We start from the raw sequence: 20,334 nt of genomic DNA, 5'->3' as shown, positions 1-20,334 counted from the left end.
TCCGAGAGATTATTTTTGGTCGTATACGTAACGATAAGTCAGATTAATTCGTTCGCTGCAAGGGCGGCGTGTTTTGGGTACGCTGTGTTTCCAGAAATGCTGGGTAGCGCCTGCCATAATCAGTAAGCTGCCATGTTCTAACTCCATCGTGTGTTTTTCTCCAGATGGCTGGTGGCGAAGTGTAAATCGGCGGGTTTCCCCCAAACTTACTGAGGCGATAACGGGATTTTTGCCCAATTCAGGTTCGTTATCTTGGTGGGAACCCATAGAGTCTTGGCCATCACGATACATATTTGCAAGCACCGAGTTGAATGGACAACCAGCAATCTCTTCACAGCGCTGTTTAATGTCATGTAATGGTTCTACCCAAGGAAGTGGATTAACGGTTAACCCCGAGTACGTGTAGGGGTGTGAACCATACCAAGCTTGCAATCTCGGTTGTAAAACGGAGCGGCCGAATAGACGTATGGTTTCTTGTTTCCACGGGACGCATTGCTTAAGGCAGGAAAAGAGCTGATCAGACTCTTGTTGAGAAAGGAAGTTGGGTAACCAAAGTAATTGACTATCAGGCAGTGTTAACCAAGAGTGTTGATTTGCTGATGATGTAGAGAAAAGATCCATTTTAACCTCTCATATTTATAAATGAATCAATAGGCGTGAAGGTAACGTCTGTATTATTATAATTGATATAAATATTGGCTTGGTAAACAGATTGTTTTACAAGTCAGATAATAACAAAAAGATATTAATTTAATATGTTGCCAGATTTTTACTGGGGGAAGAATGAAAGAAACTCATGGTGGACATAAAACGGTAATATTGCTGTTTGTAGCGATTGTTATGCTGTCCATTGTTATGATTGAGTTCCTGAATCGTAGTCAAGCGTCGTTTGTCCGAGACGGGTTGCTGACACGAGCGAAAGAAGAGCTATCCATTATTCGATCTGAATTAGAAGCCGCGATTGTGTCAGATATCTACATTGCGAATAGTCTATCGGCACTCGTTTCTGCTAATCCTGATATTCAGTTTGTTAACTGGATATCGCTTGCATCGAGCATCAAAAGAAAAAGCAGTCATATTCAGGTGATTGGGCTCGCCCCCAATGATGTGGTTGAGTATGTCTATCCGATCAAAGGAAATGAAGAAGTTATCGGGTTAGATTATCGAAGTGTGCCTGCTCAGTGGCGTTCGATAAAGAAAGCCAAAGAGATAGAAGAAATATTCATTTCAGGGCCAGTGAGTCTAGTGCAAGGTGGGAACGCATTAATCGCACGTGTCCCTATTTTTGTCGATCCACCTTTAAACCTAAGGTATTGGGGGGTGTGTAGCATTGTGCTTAACTTGGATACCTTATACCTTGATGTCGGCATTCCGGCTTTTGCGTACAAGTACCATTTGGCAATACGAGGAGTAGATAGCGCAGGGAAAGATGGCGAACTGTTTTATGGTGAGCAAACGACCTTTGATAATGCATTTGCAGTGGAAGAAGTCCATTTTCCGTATGGTAGCTGGGTAATTGCGGCAGCAGCAAAAGACAACCTGATTGAGCAAGTGCCATGGTATCGGGTTCATATAGCCAGAGTATTAGGGTACCCAGTGATCCTGATGTTACTGCTGGCATTTGGCACCATCTATCATTTGTACACATTGGCTTATGAGCGCTCATTGCACGATGAATTAACTCGGCTTCCCAATCGCCGTTATTTCATATACACCCTAAAACATCATTTCGATACTGTAGCCAGAAACAAAAAAGGGGATGTATTTGCGATCCTCAATATAGATATCGATAAGTTCAAATCGATTAATGATAACTATGGACATGCGGCAGGGGACAAGGTGCTGATCGCTTGTGCAGAAAGGATACGATCAACATTACGTGCGACCGATGTGGTAGCGCGTATGGGAGGAGATGAATTCTTGGTTCTATTGCCTCGAATCTCCAAACCAGAAGATGTAGACATGATTAATATCGAGCTACAGAAGGCAATCTGTCATACCCCAGTAATTTACGAACAGCACCTGATTAACCTCAGTGTGAGTGTCGGCTATGCGTTGTATAAACCAGAGTTTGACGATATTCACCAAATGATGAAGTTAGCGGATACGCGTATGTATGAAGAGAAACGCCGACAAAGCGCCTACTTCTTATAAAGTGCAGTTTCATAATGAATGGCAGGCGTGGAAAGCCTGCCCACCTACTTTCTTTGTGAGGGTATATACTTAAAGAAAACAAAGAAGTGGGGTGAGCCATGCGTCAATTATCAGATTGGCTTTCAGCGTATGGAGAAAGCCATCAAAATCCAATCAATCAGAAAATCCACCACATCGCTGTTCCGGGTATCTTCTTGTCGATTGTCGGCTTGATTTGGTCGATTCCAACCTTGAGCATTGCTGGCATCGAGTTTAACTGGGTGTGGCCTGCAATAGTTCCTGTTTTGATTTTTTACTTTCGTTTATCGCTCAGCGTGTTTCTCATGATGCTCGGGTTTACCTTTGCATGCATTACACTTATTTGGTGTTTAGAGCTGCTTCATGTCCCTATTTTCCTAGTATCTGTTTGTGGTTTTGTCATTCTTTGGTTGTTTCAATTTGTTGGTCATAAGGTTGAAGGTAAGAAACCTTCTTTCTTTACTGATATCCAATTCCTACTGATTGGCCCTATATGGGTGTTTCGTAAACACTGACTTGTATTAGTAGAAAAGTAAAATTGCATTATAGGAATGTGGTAATTTGCATTTTGCACGCAAATTGCAAAATGCATTTTTGCTATGCATTGTGTTTTGTTAAATCTGGTGCTTATTTGAGCAAATACGTGTTTTTTTGGTGATTCAAAAGTTGGCACGCATCGTGCTTTAGTATTAATGACCCTTATTAAGCCGAGGGTCACCTAGCCAACTGACGTTGTTAGTGAACCTTATATTTTGTTCACACTTATATATAGCCAATCACGCGTATTGTGATTGGCTTTTTTTCTTTTTGTCACTGGTAAATGTGGAAGTAGGTTTATTGTCCTAACTAGCTACACGGTTGATAGCAACTTGGCTTTCTCGGGCATACCGCTCCCCTTGAGCAGATAACTCTTGCTTCTGATTGCAACCCTCTTTCTATCCAGTTGATGTTAAGAATGCGAGCAATAGTCGTGAACTCTTTCTGAATATGGTGTGGAATGGCTGATGTGCCCCCGTTTTGCACACACATAGCTTTCAGATCTTCTGCGATTTCTCTTGAGTTACCACCTTGCGCGTCGATAGCGGGGTTAAGGTCAATACCAGCACATAACACGCGATTATTCCCCGCAGGATCGGTCATATTGACGGACTCACAACAATAGATCCTTGGTTCATCGCCAACATGTAAGATAGAAATTTGAGCAGAACTTCCTTCTCTAGGTTCCGACAAACGACGAAAAACAGCCCAATGTTGGCAAGGGTCATTGACTTGTCTCATGTTGCCCCAAGGAAGTGGAATACCATTACCCCGATAAACGGCTTTAAGTTTGTTTTGCCCGTAGGCATCAAAATAGTGCCAATGTGGGTAAGGTGATACCACCGTCATACGTCGCATCGCAACTGATGGGGATACTCCCGCTTTTTTGTGAACATCGATTTCGTACCCATTGCGATCCAGCAGCTGTCGAAAAGGGACTTTGGGGCATAATAACGCCCCGGCAAAAAAGCTCGATTCAAAGTCTCGCCAAGCTTGTAAAATATCTTGAGAGTTGAGCTCAGAACTACTGGGTGGCGTCATGCCATTGTTCCACTCGTTACTGTGACCAACAGAAAGAACGCTTTTCAGACCTTCCTTGCTATGCAATACGCAGTGCCCAATGTAGACCGCCAAATCATATTTCAGCCGGGTAGGGTACTCTTTGAGTACTTCATTAAGATAAATGCTGCCTGGCGGCTCAAAAAAAGAGGTGACAACTTGTTTTGCACTGACGCCAAGTTCATCCACCACGTCCTGTGGTGCTCTCGAAACCCAGCGAATGGTCAGGCCTATGCTACGGGCGATGTCCATCAAATCTTCAACTGACAGATTGAGGCGCTTTAGGCCAACTTCTTCTGCTGCGCGCTCTAGATCAGGAAAATGATTCTGATGGCTCTCTTGGTGAGCACGAATCAGCAGGTGCGCAAATTGTCGTCCAGTGATCCCAGTTTGTGACAGCATTTCTGGAATGGCAATTTGCAATATGTCATTTGAGAAAAGAAAGCTAGGCTCTAGTGCCATGCCGCTGATGCCACCACGATTGCCTTTATCCGGAGTGATGGCATTTTGTTCAGGTTCATCATCGAGAAACCATGCGGGATCTTTCTGAAATACCTCAGCGATGACTTCCAACATATCGATACTGGGAACACGCTTTCCGCGCTCAATCATGGATAGATATGAAACGGAAGGCGCGTATTCGGGGCTAACACGAACACAGCGAGCTGAGAGATCTTCCATCGTTAAATGGTTGCGTTTTCTCAGGTTTCTAATTTTTGTCCCTAAAAAGTGGGACTGGCGGATCAGACTTTTCGACAGCGACATTTTGTAAAATTCACATTGTAAAATTTTTGTTGTGAAATTGTAGTAAAAAATTCGCTAGTCTACAAAGTAAGCAAAGTCACAAATTTGCAGACAACTGAAAGCAAGATTGAGAACTTTGCTCTAAATAGGATTTTTAGTGAGTCGTACCAGCCTCATTCATAACAAAGGTTGGTGACGTAAAAGAGGGAAAGACTATGAATATGCTGACATTCGATAACCAACAAATCCAACAACAAGACACGACGTTTATCGCTGAAGCAGTCTTTGCCGTCGAGACCATCAGCGCCAACAAGCAAATGGAGAAGCAAGAGAAAGCGAAACAATTACTTGATCGCCTATTCCCTCTTGAAAATGGCTCACACAATGATGTTACGGCTTACGTAATTGATTATCGCCATGTGATGGCATACTTCAAAGATGGAAGCCACAGCGGCCTTAAGCATCCAAAACACTTTGTTGCCTTTACCGGAGAAAAGGAAGACCCAGAATCTATTCTTTTCCGAGATGGTTCGGGTAGCCACGTTGAAGTGATGTTTGGCAAACATAAAGGTACAGGGTGCATTGAATTAATTGAAATTGATGACATCCACCTAGAAACATGCACCATGTTTCCACAATCCACATCAGGTGTTGCTGCAATGCGCCACTGGATTAGCTTGGTAAAAGGGGATGAAAAAGGGAAGCCTAAAGCATGCAGCGAGCATAAAGAATATACCGCTAAAAATGGTGAAGATTACACCTTAGATTGCTGCTATACCCTGTAAAGCCACGTTATGCAAAAGCCTCTGAATATGATTCAGAGGCTTTTTTCTTAGCGCTAAAAGAAAACTAAGGAGAGGTATGCCGGATAATAATATTTTCTATCTCTCCGCTGCGTTTTAAGCGGGCAATCTCTTTGTTGATGAGTTCTCGGAGTTGCTCTTTATCTGCTCTGGTTTGCGAGATCATCATGTAAAAGCGATGTTTATCCATGTTGGGGACGTTACGTTCCTCAAACTCATCGCCAATAATGCTGATATTCCAAATCTTTTTGAACCCTTGATGAATCTCTTTCCAACTAATAAAGACATCACACTGTTTCTGGCGAACGGCATTTAAGCCTTGATAAATGGAGTTTGCATACTGCTGAATGTCATCAAGGTTGAAGTCGCGATAGTTATAACCAAAGATCCCGCATACCACGTAATTGTTCAGATCTGAGGGGGATTTTAATTCAATCCCTTTTGGATGGTTCATGCGAGAAAACACATAAACAGGGGTAATGTCATAGTACCAGTCGGTGTAGAGGTATTTTTGCTCTCGTTCTTTGGCGAATGTTGCACTTAGGGCAATATCATACATGCCTTGTTCGACGCCTCTTAAGCAGCGGGTCCAAGACGTCATCGATACGTCGTAACGGATATCGTGTTTATCAAAGATGTTCCTCAAGATATCAACATCAACACCCAAAACTTGGCCTTTATCGGTATAAGTGTAGGGAGGCCAATCGACGGCATCACCACATAGATGGATAGTGCCGTCATCACGCTCATGAGCATACGCGGAGGAGATAAAGGAAAGCACACTGATGATAGCAGTGCTAGAAAGTAACATTGGATTCATACACGCACTCAAACTAAGGTTTAGTTTGAGTATAGTTGAGAGGGAGCATGGCGTGCGCTATCTCCCCATTTTAGTTTGGCTTTATGACACTCTTCACACCCCAAGTATCACGCTGTTTGTGTGAACTGGATGGTGTCAAAATGTGGATTTGCGATGAGAGCTTGCATGGTGAGTAGTTCCTCTGTTGGAACCACGATTTCCCCTAATGGACCAAGGATGACTATCGACTCTTTTTTGTTTTCGTTATATCGCGTATCCATTGCTTTGCCTTCAATAATTTTACCTGAGAGCAAAGTGAGTTTGACCGGGATCTGATACAGGCAGGCAACTTCGATATAGTCATATTGCTGGCATGAAATCATGTGAAACTCCTTTAGTAAAAGACAGCTAACCAAATGGTGATGGCATCTGGTTTGGTCCAACTTACCTGATGTTTGGTATGGGCGGGAATATTGACATGATCGCCGACGTTTAACTCTATCTCTGAGCCATCGCCATAACGAATTCTTCCAGCCCCTTCAAGTACGACCACCCACTCATGTTCTGGTTGATCGTACCACTCGTCTTCTGCAGTTACATGCCCGAAAGAGACGATGCGTTCAACGCGTACATGTTCTGTTTTGATTAAGTCTTCAAACACTTCACTGGAAAGATCACCGGGTAATTGCTTGAACAAGTTCATCTAGAAACTAGACCCTGGTTGTTTGAGAAATTCAATTTCTTCTGCTGTACTTTCGCGACCGAGGAGTTGATTCCGGTGAGGGTAGCGACCAAACCGGTCGATGATCACTTTATGTTTTAGCTCAAAGTCGTAATTATTTTCCATACCCGGTTGCTTAAATAGTAACTCTGCTTTTTCATGAATAATTGGAGACTCACTGTGCATGAATGGCATGAATAAGAAGCTTTTTTCAACGGTACTTAGTGATTGCTCCGCCCCTGAAGCGATGGCTTCTTGTGCTAGAGCGAGCGCAAGAGGGTCTTGAGAGAAAGCTTTAGCCGTATTGCGATAAACATTACGAGAAAACTGGTCAAGCACAATGACTTCTGCAAGTCGACCATGTGGCGTTGTACGCCAGCCACTAAGCTCACATTTAGAGGCCTGTTCAAGGAGTTCGGAAAATCGATTTGTGATGAGCTGATCAATGTCGGTGTTGGTAACAAACCAGTCTTTAGGCTGAAGTTCTTTAAACCAAAACTCGAGTACTTGTTGGTACATATTAGGCTCTCTATAAATGATGACTAGATGGACTTACAGTAGAGGGAAAAGAGAGTGAGGTAAAGTCAGTCTGTTTGGTGTGTTTCTTCTAATTATCTGAACAAGTGGGAAAAATATTGAATATCTTCATTGATATAACCGGTCTTATATCGCGTTTATGTAGGAATAAAAGAAAATGCACACTTATTTAGTCACGTTTGTCGCCATGGCGGCTTTTGCGGCAAACTCCATTTTATGCCGCTTAGCATTACAATCAGGAGCGATAGAACCGGGGACGTTTACCGTGATTCGGTTGTTCTCTGGAGCATTTGTGCTTGTTGCACTAAGTGGTGTTTGGAAAGGGCGAGTTTACGTACTGAAGTCGTCTATGACTTTATGGAATGGCTGCGCACTTTTTGTTTATGCGATCTTTTTCTCTTACGCGTATGTTGCTCTTGCGGCAGGGACTGGCGCTTTGATTTTATTTGCGACGGTGCAATTTGCTCTTATCGGTGCCTATTTGTGGCAAGGCCATAAATTATCAGGGCGTGAAGGCTTTGGAAGCTTGTGCGCTATTGTTGGCTTTATTATCTTGATGTTGCCTGGTGCGCAGCAGCCGGATCTGTTCGCAGCCATCATGATGATCCTTTCGGGATTGGGTTGGGCAGCTTTCACGCTTTTAGGTCAAAAAAGCAGTTCAGCGGTGGTTGGTATTACTCAAGGGTTCGTTGGCGCAAGTCTTGTCATGTTGTTTATTTTACCTTGGATTGGCTTTGCGTCTGGTTTAAGTGGCTATGGGGTATCGCTTGCACTGCTTTCTGGTGTGGTGACTTCTGGCGGTGGCTACGTATTGTGGTATTGGATCTTAAAACGGCTTTCATTATTGCAAGCTTCAGTCGCGCAGCTCTCAGTGCCGCTACTCGCGTTTATTGCTGGCACAATATGGTTAGGAGAAGCGCTTTCTCTACAAGCCGTCATAGCTTCAATTTTGATCTTAGGAGGCATCTTAGTGGTCATGAAAGTCAAGTCTGAGCGTTGAACTTGCCTAGGGTCTGTGACCTTTCGAGCTGATTTTAACCGCGAAAGATCAACAGACCCTAATCTAAGCCATCAGTAAATACGGTTATTCATCGTGATCATATGGATATATAATCCACCCTTTGCTGTTGCCGTGTTACTTCATTATGAGCCCCAAACCTGATCGCATGACCGCCATGCAGTTGATTATTCAACAAGTAAAAGCAGAATTGCCGCTATATGAGTCTGAAACATTTGTATGTGGTGTGAAGGGAAACTGTATTGGCTGCCCCAAAAAGCTGCTAGAGCTGGTGGATTCAGAGCTTACCTATTGGGAATCTGCGATGTCACGCGGAGTCATTCCTCAATTTGATGATATTCGGCGCTTCGGAAAACTGTGTACTAATGTGAGACGAGGACTGGTTAGAAATAATCTACTGTCTGCTTAGGTATGAGTTAACAAAGTAAATAATGTCTCAGCCTTAGTACAATTTTTTCTATACGGAGGGCTTCCACTGGACTAGCTTTAAAGTAGCTACATGGATGTGGAGCCTACTATGTTTACAGTCCGTATCACTGGTTTTTCTACCGTATTGATGATGGTGGCAGCTAATGCGCATGCTGCGGTCAACAGTTTATCTGACTTACGCTTTAATACCGAAGAGTATCCGCCAGCTAATTTTACGCTTGATGGAAAGCTTCAGGGATTTGCCGTCGATATTTTGCTGTCTGCCAGTCAGATGATGGGGCAGGAAGTGAAGATGGAACAGATTCATGTCGGGCCTTGGGCACGGTCCTACCGAGCGACATTAACGCAAAAAGATGCGGTTCTTTTCTCCACGACTCGAACTGAACATCGTGAAAACTTGTTCAATTGGGTTGGTCCAATTAGTGATATTAAAGTTGTTGTTCTTGCCCGCAAAGACGCCAACATAAAAATCAATGATCCAATGGAAATGGCCAATTACACCATTGGTGTCATTCGGGATGATATTGGAGAGCAGTCCTTACTAGCCATGGGAATTCCCCGGGACGCCATGCAAGAAGCGTCGTATGTTACAACCTTGGCTGAGCAATTGATGAAAAAGCGCATTGATCTTTTAGCTTATGATGAAAAAGCAGCGTATTGGTGGGCAAAACAAGTTGGCGTGGAAAGCAGTTTGTTTGAGGCGGTGTACACCTTAAGAGAAGGGGAAGTTTACTATGCGTTTAATAAACACATCCCGCAGCCTTTGTTGGATGAGCTGCAACAAGCGCTTGATGAAATGAAGACAACCATGACGGAAGAGGGTGTCTCTCTCTACGATAGTATCATTTTCAAATATCGTTAGAGATATTGTATGGAATAAACAAAAACAGCCCGATAAGGGCTGTTTAACGTTTGATTAAGGTTTAAAACACCGCTTTCTTCACGAAATATGGGTTATCAAATTTCTTTGGTGAGCCCAGCTCTGAAATCACCAATTTGTTCCACAGTTTGCGGTCAAACTCCCCTTTAGGGATTGAAGGGTAGATGGTTTCCAGTTCTTCATTAGCATAACGCATCATCTGTTTCTTTTTGATTTGGTTATACTTTTTTGCAACTCGGTTGTGTTTTTGAATCCACTCTTGCTTGAATGCTTGCAGTGCTGGCTCCGCCTTTTCTAATGCTAAGCGCGATAGATAAACACGTTTATAAGAGACTTTACGATCCAGCATAGTCCGCATTGCCGTTTGGATATAATTACCGTGATGGGTAATGGAGAAGTCATCTTTCTCAAACGGTTTAACACACCAACCTGCGGGAAAATAATCGGTTTTACGATAACGCTGATTGCGAGTTTCCAGCACGCGGTGCAGGACAAGATCAGACGTGCCTTTGAATGTTTGTTGCCACTTACCGATGCGGATTTGAAAACCCGTTGGTATGCGGTACACATTGATAAATTTGTCTTGTTCCATCGGTGAATACGCTAAATAAACAATTACACACACTTCCTTGAAGTGCTCAAAACCTGAAAAGAAGCGTTAAGGCATTGGCAACACAAGGAAAACTGAGTTTGAGAAAAATATATAGACTTATGCCGCACATTCTAGGGTAAAGAATAAAATGTCGCCAGCTCAATTTAGTCATAAAAACGCAAAATTTTCATATTCGAGTCTTGTGTTACATAGGGTTAGCTTTTAAAAATGAGTATTGTCTATGTTTTTATATGCGGCTTAGTGCATCGTTAATATTGGGGCTGAAAAAGTGAGCACAATGAAGTACACAGTGCGTCCGGCGAAGGTATCGGATTATTCATTTCTTTTTGAATTGAAAAAGGCGGCGGAGTTTCCTGTGATAGAGCAGGTATTTGGGTGGAACGAACAAGATCAACGCGTTATCCATGCAAGAGAGTGGCAGGAAGATAGGCCAACGATCATTGAGGTTGAAGGAAAAGCTGTAGGCAGCTACTTATGGAAAATTAGCGAAGAGCAGTGCTACTTAGGACGCTTCTTCATACTGCCTGAATATCAGGGAAGAGGCTTGGGCAGTGATGTTTTGAGTCAGCTATTAACCGAAGCCGATCGCTTAGGCGTACCGACAACACTGTGTTACTTGCAAGGCAATCGCGTAGCAAAGTTATATCAACAATTTGGGTTTTCAAAGAATTCCGAAGATGATGCCTTTGTTTATATGAAGCGAGAGCCGAGTGTCTGATGAAGAGTTATTGAGAGGTTTTGCTTAGAGCTCTAGGCGAGAAACCTCTCACACACTTAACTCGCTGTTCGCTTGAGCGATATACGCATCTCGCGAGCCAGTGTATCACTCACTTAGAAAATGCAGTGCTTAGCAAAGTCTTTTGCTTCGTTGGCTGTCCAGTCACCTTTTGGTTTTTCCTGCATATCTTTACACCATTCTTCACTGCCGACTTCTGTACATGCCATCAGTTGAGTCGCTAAAAATAGTAGTAGTGCGATTTTTTTCACATTGTGCTCCTTCAAAATTCTGAGACCGAAAAGGTCGCGAGTATAACGGCTTTTACTTAACCGATATGTAAAGAATGCCTGATTTTTTACTTATGTCGCAACTTTGTTACCGTGATCAAATTCTCTTTTTCTATTTTGAAAATCCCTTGTTCAAGGATCCCAATCACACAATAACTTTAACTACCTCGCAAATCTGATGAGACCAATTATGATTTCATCGAAACGTTTCGATGAGTGTTTTATCACTAATGTAGTTAAGAATGCTTACTGTCGGCGTAACGTGTCTGAGAGATGAAAAATGAAAAAAAGTACCCTGATAAATTCTGAACTTTCTTATTTGGTGGCGACCTTGGGCCATACGGATGAAGTCACTATTTGTGATGCAGGCCTGCCGATTCCTGAGGAAGTGCAACGTGTTGATTTAGCCCTGACTCGAGGCACGCCCAGCTTTATTGAGACCGTACGTGTTTGGCTCTCGGAATCTCAAATTGAAGGGGTGATTATGGCAAAAGAGTTTGCTGACGTTAGCCCAGAGCATCATGTTTGGTTGCTCAACGAATTAGAAGAGGAGCAGCGACAGTCAGGCAGGAAAATCAGCATCGACTATGTTTCTCATGAAGAGTTTAAAACTCGAACCCAGCAAAGCCGAGCGATTATTCGTACTGGGGAATTCACACCTTATGCGAACGTTATTTTCAAAGCTGGTGTGGTGTTTTAACCCATTAAAGGTTGAGGACGGATTATGACTGAAGCGATTTTGCAACTCAGTGATATTGAAAAAGCTTTTCCCGGAGTGAAAGCTCTGGATAAAGCATGCTTGAACGTGTACCCGGGAAAGGTGATGGCCTTGATGGGAGAAAACGGGGCAGGTAAATCAACATTAATGAAGGTGTTGACGGGGATATACAGCTTAGACGCTGGTTCAATTCGTTATCAAGGACAACCAGCAGCCTTTAAGGGACCACGAGATTCCCAACAAGCGGGCATTAGTATTATCCACCAAGAACTAAACCTTATCCCAGAGTTGACTATTGCAGAAAATATCTTCCTAGGCCGAGAGTTTACTGGTGCGTTGGGTTCAATCCAATGGGGCCGAATGTACCAAGAAGCCGACAAGTTGCTGGCGAGGCTGAATGTTAAACACAGCTCCAGAGCTTTGCTAGGTGACTTGAGCCTTGGTGAGCAGCAAATGGTTGAGATTGCAAAAGCTCTCTCTTTTGAATCTAAAGTCATCATCATGGATGAACCAACCGATGCACTCACTGACACCGAAACCGAATCTTTGTTCAAGGTGATCAATGAGCTACGTGATGAAGGGTGCGGCATTGTTTATATCTCCCACCGTCTGAAAGAGATTTTCCAAATTTGTGATGACATTACGGTGCTTCGCGACGGTAAATTTATCGGTGAGTGCCAAGTCGCAGACACCAATGAAGACGGCCTGATCGAAATGATGGTTGGGCGAAAGTTGGAAGAACAATACCCACGGGTTGATGTTAGACATGGTGACACCTGCCTTGAAGTCATCGGTTTAACGGGATCGGGTGTGCATGATGTCAGTTTTACCTTGAAACGCGGCGAGATCTTAGGTGTTTCTGGCCTGATGGGAGCTGGGCGCACTGAGCTGATGAAGGTTATCTATGGCGCACTCCCCAGCAAACGAGGGGTTATTAACCTAAACAACAAAACCATTAACCCTGTGAGTCCGCAAGATGGCTTAGCAAATGGTATTGCATACATCTCAGAAGATCGTAAAGGGGATGGTTTAGTGCTCGGGTTGTCGGTTAAAGAAAACATGTCTCTTTGCGCGTTGGATAAACTGACTAAGGGTGTTCAGATTCGTCATTACGACGAAGTGACCGCAGTCGAAGACTTTATCAAGCTATTTAACATTAAAACGCCAACTCGCGATCAGATCATTGGCAATTTATCGGGTGGTAACCAGCAAAAAGTAGCGATTGCGAAAGGGTTAATGACCAAACCAAAAGTATTGATCCTCGATGAACCCACTCGTGGCGTTGACGTTGGGGCAAAGAAAGAAATTTATCAACTCATCAACAAATTTAAAGCAGACGGCATGAGCATCATACTGGTTTCCTCTGAGATGCCAGAAGTTCTGGGAATGAGCGACCGCATTCTGGTTATGCATGAAGGCCGTATTAGTGGTGAGTTTGATGCCAAAGACGCCGATCAAGAAAAACTATTGGCGTGTGCAGTAGGCAAAAAGATTAACGAGGAAGCAGCATGAGTACCAAGACCATGAGCAAACCAACTGAAAACAGTACAAAAACGCTGTTTAGCAAAGAGTGGTTGATTGAACAAAAATCACTGATTGCATTACTATTTTTAATTGTTGTTGTGTCGTTTTTAAACCCTAACTTTTTTACCGTCGACAACATTCTCAATATTCTTCGTCAAACTTCTGTTAATGCAATCATTGCGGTGGGTATGACGTTAGTAATACTCACTGCGGGTATCGACTTAAGTGTCGGTTCCGTACTGGCGTTATGTGGTGCATTTGCAGCCAGTTTAATTGCAATGGAAGTTCCGGTTTTGATTGCGGTACCGACTGCGTTACTTGCAGGTGCGGCACTTGGAGCGATTAGCGGCATAATCATCGCGAAAGGCAAGGTTCAAGCCTTCATTGCTACACTGGTTACAATGACGTTATTACGTGGTGTCACCATGGTTTATACCGATGGTCGACCTATCTCAACTGGCTTTACTGATACGGCTGATGCGTTTGCATGGTTTGGTACTGGTTATGCGCTAGGTATCCCTGTTCCTGTTTGGCTTATGGTCGTCGTATTTGCTGCTGCTTGGTATTTACTAAACCACACTCGCTTTGGCCGCTATGTCTATGCACTGGGTGGTAATGAGTCAGCGACTCGCTTGTCGGGTATCAATGTTGACCGTGTAAAAATCGGTGTCTATGCCATTTGCGGTTTGTTAGCTGCTTTGGCTGGCATCATCGTGACTTCGCGACTTTCTTCTGCTCAGCCAACGGCTGGTATGGGATACGAGCTCGATGCGATTGCTGCGGTGGTACTCGGTGGCACCAGTCTAATGGGAGGTAAGGGCCGTATTATGGGAACATTAATCGGCGCACTGATTATTGGCTTCCTTAATAACGCCTTAAACCTTCTAGATGTTTCTTCTTACTATCAGATGATAGCAAAAGCAGTGGTGATTTTGCTGGCGGTACTGGTAGACAACAAAAACAAGTAAACCATAACAATAGAGCCAGTTGCTAAGCACTGGCTCACTTAAACAAAGGACGATAACGATGAAAAAACTGGCAACTCTTATTTCTGCTGCACTGCTTTCTTCCACCATGTCTGTTGCTGCGCAAGCGCAAGACACAATGGCCATCGTGGTATCCACGTTGAATAACCCATTTTTTGTCACCATGAAAGATGGCGCGGAAGCAAAAGCAAAAGAGCTGGGCTACAACTTGATTGTTCTGGACTCACAAAACGATCCAAGTAAAGAGCTTTCCAATATTGAAGATTTAACCATCCGTGGTGTTAAAGCTATTCTGATTAACCCAACAGACTCTGATGCGGTATCCAATGCTATTCGCATGGCAAACCGTTCGAAAATCCCTGTACTGACGCTAGACCGTGGCGCGAGCCGTGGTGATGTTGTGAGTCACATTGCTTCTGACAACATTGTTGGCGGTGAAATGGCGGGTCACTACATTGTGGAAAAAGTAGGTGAGAAGGCGAAAGTTATTCAGCTTGAAGGCATTGCAGGTACATCGGCTGCGCGTGAGCGTGGTGAAGGTTTCATGAATGCCGTTAAAGGCAGCAAGATGGAATTACTGGCTAGCCAACCTGCAGACTTTGACCGTACGAAAGGTTTGAACGTAATGGAGAACTTGCTTGCAGCTAACCCAGATGTGCAAGCGGTATTCGCGCAAAACGATGAAATGGCGCTCGGCGCGTTACGTGCGGTTCAAGCATCTGGTAAAGATGTCATGATCGTTGGCTTTGATGGAACTGATGACGGCATTGCTGCGGTTAATCGAGGCAAGCTTGCAGCGACAGTAGCTCAGCAGCCAGACATGATTGGTGCGCTCGGTGTTGAAACGGCGGACAAAGTACTTAAAGGTGAATCGGTTGAAGAGTACATTCCTGTGCCACTTAAAGTGATCACCAAATAAGTTTTATGCCCTCCTTTCATTTTTCTCCTGTCGTTTGTTGGGAGGAGGGCTTTCTTCACAGAGTAGATAGCTTTGCGTTTTGGCAAAGTCCAAAGCTATCTGTTCCAACGTTTGTATAAAGGTTCGCTAAGAACCGAGGATTACCTTATGAGTAAGTTAGTGGTGTTAGGTAGTGTTAATGCTGACCATGTTTTAAAAGTGCCTTCATTTCCTCGCCCGGGCGAGACGTTACATGGTCATGGCTATCAGGTTATTCCCGGTGGGAAAGGAGCAAATCAAGCGGTTGCTGCGGCACGACTAGGTGCTGATGTCGGGTTTGTGGCATGTGTCGGCGATGATGCGTTTGGTATTAATATCCGTGAAAGCTTCAAGCTTGACGGTATCAACATCTCAGGGGTAAAAATGCAGCCCAATTGTCCCACTGGTATTGCGATGATCCAAGTGGCAGAAAGTGGCGAAAATAGCATTTGTATCTCTGCAGAGGCGAATGCAAAGTTAACCGCGGAAGCGATTGAGCCGGATTTAGAAAAAATTCGTCAAGCCAACTACTTACTCATGCAGCTAGAAACACCGACTTGTGGTGTTGAAGCAGCAGCAAAAGAAGCGGCGCTCTCGGCGACTAAAGTGATTTTAAACCCGGCACCAGCGAAACCATTGAGTGATGAGTTGCTTGCGTGTGTTGATGTGATCACGCCAAATGAAACGGAAGCGGAAGTGCTTACTGGTGTGGCGGTCTCTGATCACGACTCGGCTCAGGAAGCGGCTAATATTCTGCATGCGAAAGGGGTGGAGACGGTCCTTATTACACTAGGTGCACAAGGTGTTTGGTTAAGTGAAAACGGAGTAGGCGAGATCATTCCGGGCTTTAGAGTGGAAGCCACGGATACAACAGCGGCAGGAGATACGTTTAATGGGGCATTGCTCACTGGTTTATTAGAAGAGAAGCCACTAAAATCAGCTATTCAGTTTGCTCATGCAGCGGCTGCGATCAGCGTAACACGTTTTGGAGCACAAACGTCGATACCAAAACGGGAGGAAGTGGATCGCTTTCTTGCTAGTCAATAATTAGGAGAATGACATGGCAACAATGAAAGATATTGCGAAACTCGCCGGAGTTTCTACCTCAACGGTTAGCCATGTCATCAATAAAACCCGTTTTGTTAGTGAAGAGATTTCAGAACGGGTGAATAACGCAGCTAAAGAGCTCAACTACTTTGCCCCTTCCGCTATCGCTCGAAGCTTAAAAGTCAATCGAACTCAAACCATTGGTATGCTTGTGACTACCTCGACCAACCCATTTTTTGGTGAAGTGGTGAAAGGGGTTGAACGCAGCTGCTATCAAAAAGGCTACAACCTCATCTTATGTAACACAGAAGGTGATAATGAGCGGATGAAAGCCTCGATTAATACCTTATTGCAAAAGCGAGTTGATGGCTTGATCTTGATGTGTTCGTCTTTGGAAGGTGAGCGACTTGATGTCTTTGAAAAGTACACCAGCCTGCCTGTTGTGGTGATGGATTGGGGGCCGATGCTGTTTACCAGCGATAAGATCCAAGACAATTCACTTCGTGGAGGATACCTTGCGACCAAGCATCTGATTGAAGCAGGACATCGAGACATTGGTTGTATTGCAGGGCCTTTGATTAAACACCAAGCTCAAATGCGTTACGAAGGCTATAAACGGGCGATGAACGAGGCGGGACTTGAGTTCGCCTCACGCTGGATTGTCGAAGCGGATTTCGAATGTGAAGGTGGCTACGAAGCATTTAATAAAATGCATCAAGCAGGCCCGCTACCGAGTGCCATTTTTGTGTGTAATGACATGATGGCGATGGGGGTAATTAATGCGGCGAACGAAAAGGGTATAAAGATTCCTGATGAGCTTTCCCTTATCGGTTACGATGATATCCATATTGCCAAGTTCATGACTCCGTCACTCACCACCATTCACCAGCCTAAATATCGTTTGGGTCAAGCGGCCGTAGAAACGTTATTGAACAAATTAAATAAAGTGACATCTGAGCCGCAAATCGTGCAGCTGGAGCCCACGTTGGTGAAACGCAAAAGTGTTGCCCAGCACCATCAATAGACCACACTGAAGGAACCATTATGATTTTAATTACGGGAGCAACAGGGGGACTAGGCTCTGCATTGGCTAAGCTCTATAGCGAAGAAAGCCCTGTATTACTCAGCGGGCGGAGTGAAGCTAAATTAGCGGCGTTAGCTCAGACTCTGTCTGGTGATGTGACCACTTCGGTAGCGGATTTAATGGACGAAAACCAGATTGTTCAATTGCTCGATACGCTACCTGAAACGCCAAAGATGATCTACCACTGTGCGGGAAGTGGTTGCTTTGGCCCGATTGAAACACAATCAGCAGAATCATTGACTCAGTTAGTGGAAAATAACCTTACGTCCACTATGTTGTTTTTAAAAGCTTTAGTTAGCCGTTACCAAAACCAACCAGTCACAGTGGCGGTGGTGATGTCTACCGCAGCACAAGTCGCGAAAGCAAATGAATCCACTTATTGCGCAGTGAAGTGGGGCGTGCGTGGATTGCTGGAATCGCTTCGTATCGAGCTGAAAGGAAAGCCCATGAAATTAGTTGGTGTATATCCGGGTGGGATGGCAACGGAATTTTGGGTAACCAGCGGTACGGATATGGATACCTCTTCATTTATGACAGGAGAAGAGGCGGCCACCATGCTTAAGCAGGCGATGCCATCAACCAAACATGGGTATGTGTCTGATATCACCATTAATCGACAATAGTGCATAAAAGCTTGGCAAAAAAAAGGATGGCGCATGCCATCCTTTTTGTATTTACATAAACCAGAATACGCCGACTTTGAATGTTTGCTGATCCAGTTTCTCGTCGCTGCTGAACTGAACCCCGTCAAATAGGTATTGGTAAGAAAACTTCATTCCAAAATTCTTAGTTATGTTGAAATCCGTACCCAGCTCAACGGCACCATGAAAGTACTTTTCTTTATTACTTGCATTTGTACTTTTGCTGTCACTGTCTAGGAATAATCCGCTGTCATAAATGCTGCGTGAACCACTGTAGTACACATCAGCATCGGTAATGGTGTAATGGATAGAAGGCTTAGCGAACAGGTTTAACTTGGTATTCAAAGGTAGCGTGAACTTGGGTGCAAGTGAGAACGAATAAATATTAGTCTCTAAATCCAAGAAATTACGTGTTCTTACACTGGTGCTACCCAAGGTCACCGTATTATAAATGGTCTCTGTAATAGGGTTTGAGTATGTATAACTTGCACCTGCTTCCAAAGACAGCCACTGACTATATCGATACCCTAACGTCGCACCAAGACCAAATGCAGATTTATCTACATCATAATTTTGGCCGTCGATGGCGTAGTCTGAAGATTTATAATCAATCACCGAACCTGTCGTTTCTAATCCGATGTAAAAATGATTTGCTTGGGCAAAAGGAGCAAGTAAAAGCGTGGTTGCAGCAAGAGATTTTATTGTCAATTTCATTGATTAAGTCTATTACGTATTATTGTTGTGTCAGCAATCCATTCCGTTATGTTTGATGCGGTTGTCCATCTGGGTAACAACGCGCAAATTGAATTAATTGTCCGTAATTATATTTCGCGCTGAATTATATAAATTACAAATTGCTTGCCAACATCTTGAGCGGCAAAACAGTTTTGTCGTATGGAAACAATAACGTTAGGGGAAAGAAAAAGGTGGCATCAACGCCACCTTTCATAGGGGATTTGAAGGTTAGTGATTTAGAAACTCGACGGCTTTATCTGGGAAGTCGGTGAATAATCCATCTACTTTCACTTGGTTGTAGAAAATATCTAGCATGTCTTCAAAGTTTTCTGCGTATGGTGCGATACGCCCTGGATCGGCACGGAATGTATAAGGGTGAACTTCAAGCCCGGCCATTTTTGCCTCTTTCATTAAAGGCTTGATGATAATATTGCCTTTGGTTGATTTGTTATCCACCAACATTGGCTTCCAAGGGCCTAGTCCTTCTGCATATTCCGCCACTTTTTTCATTGCGCCGGGCTCAAACATCCAGTCGTAACTGTAAGGTGTGGCTTTTTCACGTTGGTATACCATGGTTTCGTTCCAGTCGGTATAAGCGACTAACTGAACTAATTTTACGTCCATATTCATTGATGGCATCAGCTCATCGTTGATTCGTTTTAATTCATTTGGATCGAAGCACTGAAGGTAGACTTTATCGTCCTTGCTGTCGTAGCCATATTGTTTCAGTACTTTTAGCACGGCGCTACTGATGTCTTTACCTTCATGGCGGTGGAACCAAGGTGCTTTTATTTCTGGGTAAATACCAATGTCGTAGCCCAATGTTTTGTTCAAACCTTGGATGAGTTCGATCTCCTCTTCCAGAGTTGGAACGGTAAAATCACCTTTCCACATAGGGAAGCGAGTTGGGTACCCAGCAACCTTGTTCCCTGCATCATCCAGTTTAAACCCTTCGGTGACCTTTAAGGTTTTGATTTCAGCAAGCGTAAAGTCAATTGCATAGTAGCGGCCGTCTTTTCTTGCTCTGTTTGGGTACCGCTCAGCAACGTCAGTCACGCGGTCTAGGTAGTGATCATGTAAGACAACCAAGCGATCATCTTTGGTCATGACAACATCTTGTTCGATGTAATCCGGCTTCATCGCATAGGCAAGTGCTTTGGCTTCCAGTGTGTGTTCGGGTAGGTAAGCTGAAGCACCGCGGTGTGCGACGACGAGTGGTTTGGCGAATGCATTGGCGGACAAGCTGAGTGCAATAACGGATGCACAAAAAGTAACAGTTTTCATGATTTATTCCTTATCAGATAGCAGCCCAAAGGCTGCCATCAATTTATGACGTTATTACGAC

The 20,334-nt window shown here is 43.9% G+C and carries 24 protein-coding genes; 14 read left to right on the top strand and 10 right to left on the bottom strand.

The features are described from left to right. Nucleotides 1-9: 9 nt before the first annotated feature. Entirely contained in the window at nucleotides 10-621 is a 612-nt protein-coding gene (locus ACQEXU_RS09655) for an alpha-ketoglutarate-dependent dioxygenase AlkB family protein (RefSeq protein ID WP_427010638.1), read from the bottom strand. 162 nt (nucleotides 622-783) lie between these two features. Between ACQEXU_RS09655 and ACQEXU_RS09650 the strand changes: the two genes are divergently transcribed. Then, nucleotides 784-2,154, top strand: coding sequence for a diguanylate cyclase (locus ACQEXU_RS09650; RefSeq protein ID WP_427010637.1), 1,371 nt, complete (start codon nucleotides 784-786; stop codon nucleotides 2,152-2,154). Nucleotides 2,155-2,252: 98 nt separating this feature from the next. Further along, nucleotides 2,253-2,687 carry a DUF962 domain-containing protein gene (locus tag ACQEXU_RS09645; RefSeq protein WP_427010636.1) on the top strand — a complete coding sequence of 145 codons (435 nt, stop codon included), beginning with the start codon at nucleotides 2,253-2,255 and terminating at the stop codon, nucleotides 2,685-2,687. Nucleotides 2,688-3,018: 331 nt separating this feature from the next. On the opposite strand, the gene ACQEXU_RS09640 is transcribed toward ACQEXU_RS09645, so the two are convergent. Next, on the bottom strand, nucleotides 3,019-4,533 hold the full coding sequence (locus ACQEXU_RS09640) for a DUF3612 domain-containing protein (protein WP_367990163.1): 1,515 nt from the start codon (nucleotides 4,531-4,533) through the stop codon (nucleotides 3,019-3,021). A 194-nt stretch (nucleotides 4,534-4,727) separates the two neighbouring features. On the opposite strand from ACQEXU_RS09640, the gene ACQEXU_RS09635 reads away from it, so the two are divergent. Next, complete coding sequence (locus ACQEXU_RS09635) at nucleotides 4,728-5,297, top strand: hypothetical protein (RefSeq protein WP_367990162.1); 570 nt, start codon at nucleotides 4,728-4,730, stop codon at nucleotides 5,295-5,297. A gap of 64 nt (nucleotides 5,298-5,361) precedes the next feature. Here ACQEXU_RS09635 and ACQEXU_RS09630 read toward each other — a convergent pair whose 3' ends face one another. The 4 genes from ACQEXU_RS09630 to ACQEXU_RS09615 all read right to left on the bottom strand — a co-directional run bounded on the left by ACQEXU_RS09630 (nucleotide 5,362) and on the right by ACQEXU_RS09615 (nucleotide 7,354). Continuing rightward, on the bottom strand, nucleotides 5,362-6,135 hold the full coding sequence (locus ACQEXU_RS09630; RefSeq protein ID WP_427010635.1) for a substrate-binding periplasmic protein: 774 nt from the start codon (nucleotides 6,133-6,135) through the stop codon (nucleotides 5,362-5,364). Nucleotides 6,136-6,242: 107 nt separating this feature from the next. Beyond that, nucleotides 6,243-6,497, bottom strand: coding sequence for a Rho-binding antiterminator (locus ACQEXU_RS09625; protein WP_427010634.1), 255 nt, complete (start codon nucleotides 6,495-6,497; stop codon nucleotides 6,243-6,245). An 11-nt stretch (nucleotides 6,498-6,508) separates the two neighbouring features. Next, on the bottom strand, nucleotides 6,509-6,817 hold the full coding sequence (locus tag ACQEXU_RS09620; RefSeq protein WP_427010633.1) for a cupin domain-containing protein: 309 nt from the start codon (nucleotides 6,815-6,817) through the stop codon (nucleotides 6,509-6,511). Beyond that, a complete protein-coding gene (locus ACQEXU_RS09615) occupies nucleotides 6,818-7,354 on the bottom strand; it encodes a DUF924 family protein (protein WP_427010632.1) in 537 nt (178 codons plus the stop codon). A gap of 175 nt (nucleotides 7,355-7,529) precedes the next feature. On the opposite strand from ACQEXU_RS09615, the gene ACQEXU_RS09610 reads away from it, so the two are divergent. From ACQEXU_RS09610 to ACQEXU_RS09600, 3 genes are all read left to right on the top strand, one after another. Continuing rightward, on the top strand, nucleotides 7,530-8,372 hold the full coding sequence (locus tag ACQEXU_RS09610) for a DMT family transporter (RefSeq protein WP_427010631.1): 843 nt from the start codon (nucleotides 7,530-7,532) through the stop codon (nucleotides 8,370-8,372). Between the two features lie 145 nt (nucleotides 8,373-8,517). Beyond that, nucleotides 8,518-8,799 (top strand): hypothetical protein, encoded by a 282-nt coding sequence (locus tag ACQEXU_RS09605; RefSeq protein ID WP_427010630.1) that lies wholly within the window; start codon nucleotides 8,518-8,520, stop codon nucleotides 8,797-8,799. Nucleotides 8,800-8,907: 108 nt separating this feature from the next. Continuing rightward, nucleotides 8,908-9,681, top strand: a complete 774-nt coding sequence (locus ACQEXU_RS09600) for a substrate-binding periplasmic protein (RefSeq protein ID WP_374144823.1) — start codon at nucleotides 8,908-8,910, stop codon at nucleotides 9,679-9,681. Between the two features lie 61 nt (nucleotides 9,682-9,742). Here the strand turns inward: ACQEXU_RS09600 and ACQEXU_RS09595 are convergent, their stop codons facing one another. Further along, nucleotides 9,743-10,291, bottom strand: coding sequence for a hypothetical protein (locus ACQEXU_RS09595; protein WP_367990155.1), 549 nt, complete (start codon nucleotides 10,289-10,291; stop codon nucleotides 9,743-9,745). A gap of 298 nt (nucleotides 10,292-10,589) precedes the next feature. Between ACQEXU_RS09595 and ACQEXU_RS09590 the strand changes: the two genes are divergently transcribed. Beyond that, nucleotides 10,590-11,030 carry a GNAT family N-acetyltransferase gene (locus ACQEXU_RS09590; protein ID WP_427010629.1) on the top strand — a complete coding sequence of 147 codons (441 nt, stop codon included), beginning with the start codon at nucleotides 10,590-10,592 and terminating at the stop codon, nucleotides 11,028-11,030. A gap of 113 nt (nucleotides 11,031-11,143) precedes the next feature. Here the strand turns inward: ACQEXU_RS09590 and ACQEXU_RS09585 are convergent, their stop codons facing one another. Beyond that, the gene (locus tag ACQEXU_RS09585) at nucleotides 11,144-11,299 is read right to left on the bottom strand and encodes a DUF3012 domain-containing protein (RefSeq protein ID WP_367990152.1); all 156 of its coding nucleotides are present in this window, start codon (nucleotides 11,297-11,299) and stop codon (nucleotides 11,144-11,146) included. A gap of 298 nt (nucleotides 11,300-11,597) precedes the next feature. Between ACQEXU_RS09585 and rbsD the strand changes: the two genes are divergently transcribed. The 7 genes from rbsD (at nucleotide 11,598) to ACQEXU_RS09550 (ending at nucleotide 18,236) form a co-directional block, all read left to right on the top strand. Next, nucleotides 11,598-12,017, top strand: coding sequence for a D-ribose pyranase (gene rbsD, locus ACQEXU_RS09580; RefSeq protein WP_367990151.1), 420 nt, complete (start codon nucleotides 11,598-11,600; stop codon nucleotides 12,015-12,017). Nucleotides 12,018-12,041: 24 nt separating this feature from the next. Continuing rightward, nucleotides 12,042-13,547 (top strand): ribose ABC transporter ATP-binding protein RbsA, encoded by a 1,506-nt coding sequence (gene rbsA / locus ACQEXU_RS09575; RefSeq protein WP_427010628.1) that lies wholly within the window; start codon nucleotides 12,042-12,044, stop codon nucleotides 13,545-13,547. After that, entirely contained in the window at nucleotides 13,544-14,527 is a 984-nt protein-coding gene (gene rbsC, locus ACQEXU_RS09570) for a ribose ABC transporter permease (protein WP_367990149.1), read from the top strand. The genes rbsA and rbsC overlap by 4 nt, the downstream gene beginning before the upstream one ends. Before the next feature lie 58 nt (nucleotides 14,528-14,585). Further along, on the top strand, nucleotides 14,586-15,464 hold the full coding sequence (rbsB, locus tag ACQEXU_RS09565; protein WP_367990148.1) for a ribose ABC transporter substrate-binding protein RbsB: 879 nt from the start codon (nucleotides 14,586-14,588) through the stop codon (nucleotides 15,462-15,464). Nucleotides 15,465-15,611: 147 nt separating this feature from the next. Next, on the top strand, nucleotides 15,612-16,529 hold the full coding sequence (gene rbsK, locus ACQEXU_RS09560) for a ribokinase (protein WP_427010627.1): 918 nt from the start codon (nucleotides 15,612-15,614) through the stop codon (nucleotides 16,527-16,529). Between the two features lie 13 nt (nucleotides 16,530-16,542). Further along, on the top strand, nucleotides 16,543-17,553 hold the full coding sequence (locus tag ACQEXU_RS09555; protein WP_427010626.1) for a substrate-binding domain-containing protein: 1,011 nt from the start codon (nucleotides 16,543-16,545) through the stop codon (nucleotides 17,551-17,553). A 20-nt stretch (nucleotides 17,554-17,573) separates the two neighbouring features. Next, complete coding sequence (locus ACQEXU_RS09550; protein ID WP_427010625.1) at nucleotides 17,574-18,236, top strand: SDR family NAD(P)-dependent oxidoreductase; 663 nt, start codon at nucleotides 17,574-17,576, stop codon at nucleotides 18,234-18,236. 51 nt (nucleotides 18,237-18,287) lie between these two features. On the opposite strand, the gene ACQEXU_RS09545 is transcribed toward ACQEXU_RS09550, so the two are convergent. Both ACQEXU_RS09545 and glpQ read right to left on the bottom strand, forming a co-directional pair. After that, complete coding sequence (locus ACQEXU_RS09545) at nucleotides 18,288-18,968, bottom strand: outer membrane beta-barrel protein (RefSeq protein ID WP_427010624.1); 681 nt, start codon at nucleotides 18,966-18,968, stop codon at nucleotides 18,288-18,290. Between the two features lie 249 nt (nucleotides 18,969-19,217). Beyond that, nucleotides 19,218-20,273, bottom strand: coding sequence for a glycerophosphodiester phosphodiesterase (gene glpQ, locus ACQEXU_RS09540; RefSeq protein ID WP_427010623.1), 1,056 nt, complete (start codon nucleotides 20,271-20,273; stop codon nucleotides 19,218-19,220). Nucleotides 20,274-20,334 lie beyond the last annotated feature (61 nt).

The sequence above is a fragment of the Vibrio sp. TRT 21S02 genome (genome assembly GCF_050113675.1).
Lineage (GTDB): Bacteria > Pseudomonadota > Gammaproteobacteria > Enterobacterales > Vibrionaceae > Vibrio.
The sequence above is the reverse complement of the archived record's forward strand: the minus strand, read 5'-3'. Positions and strand labels throughout refer to the sequence as shown.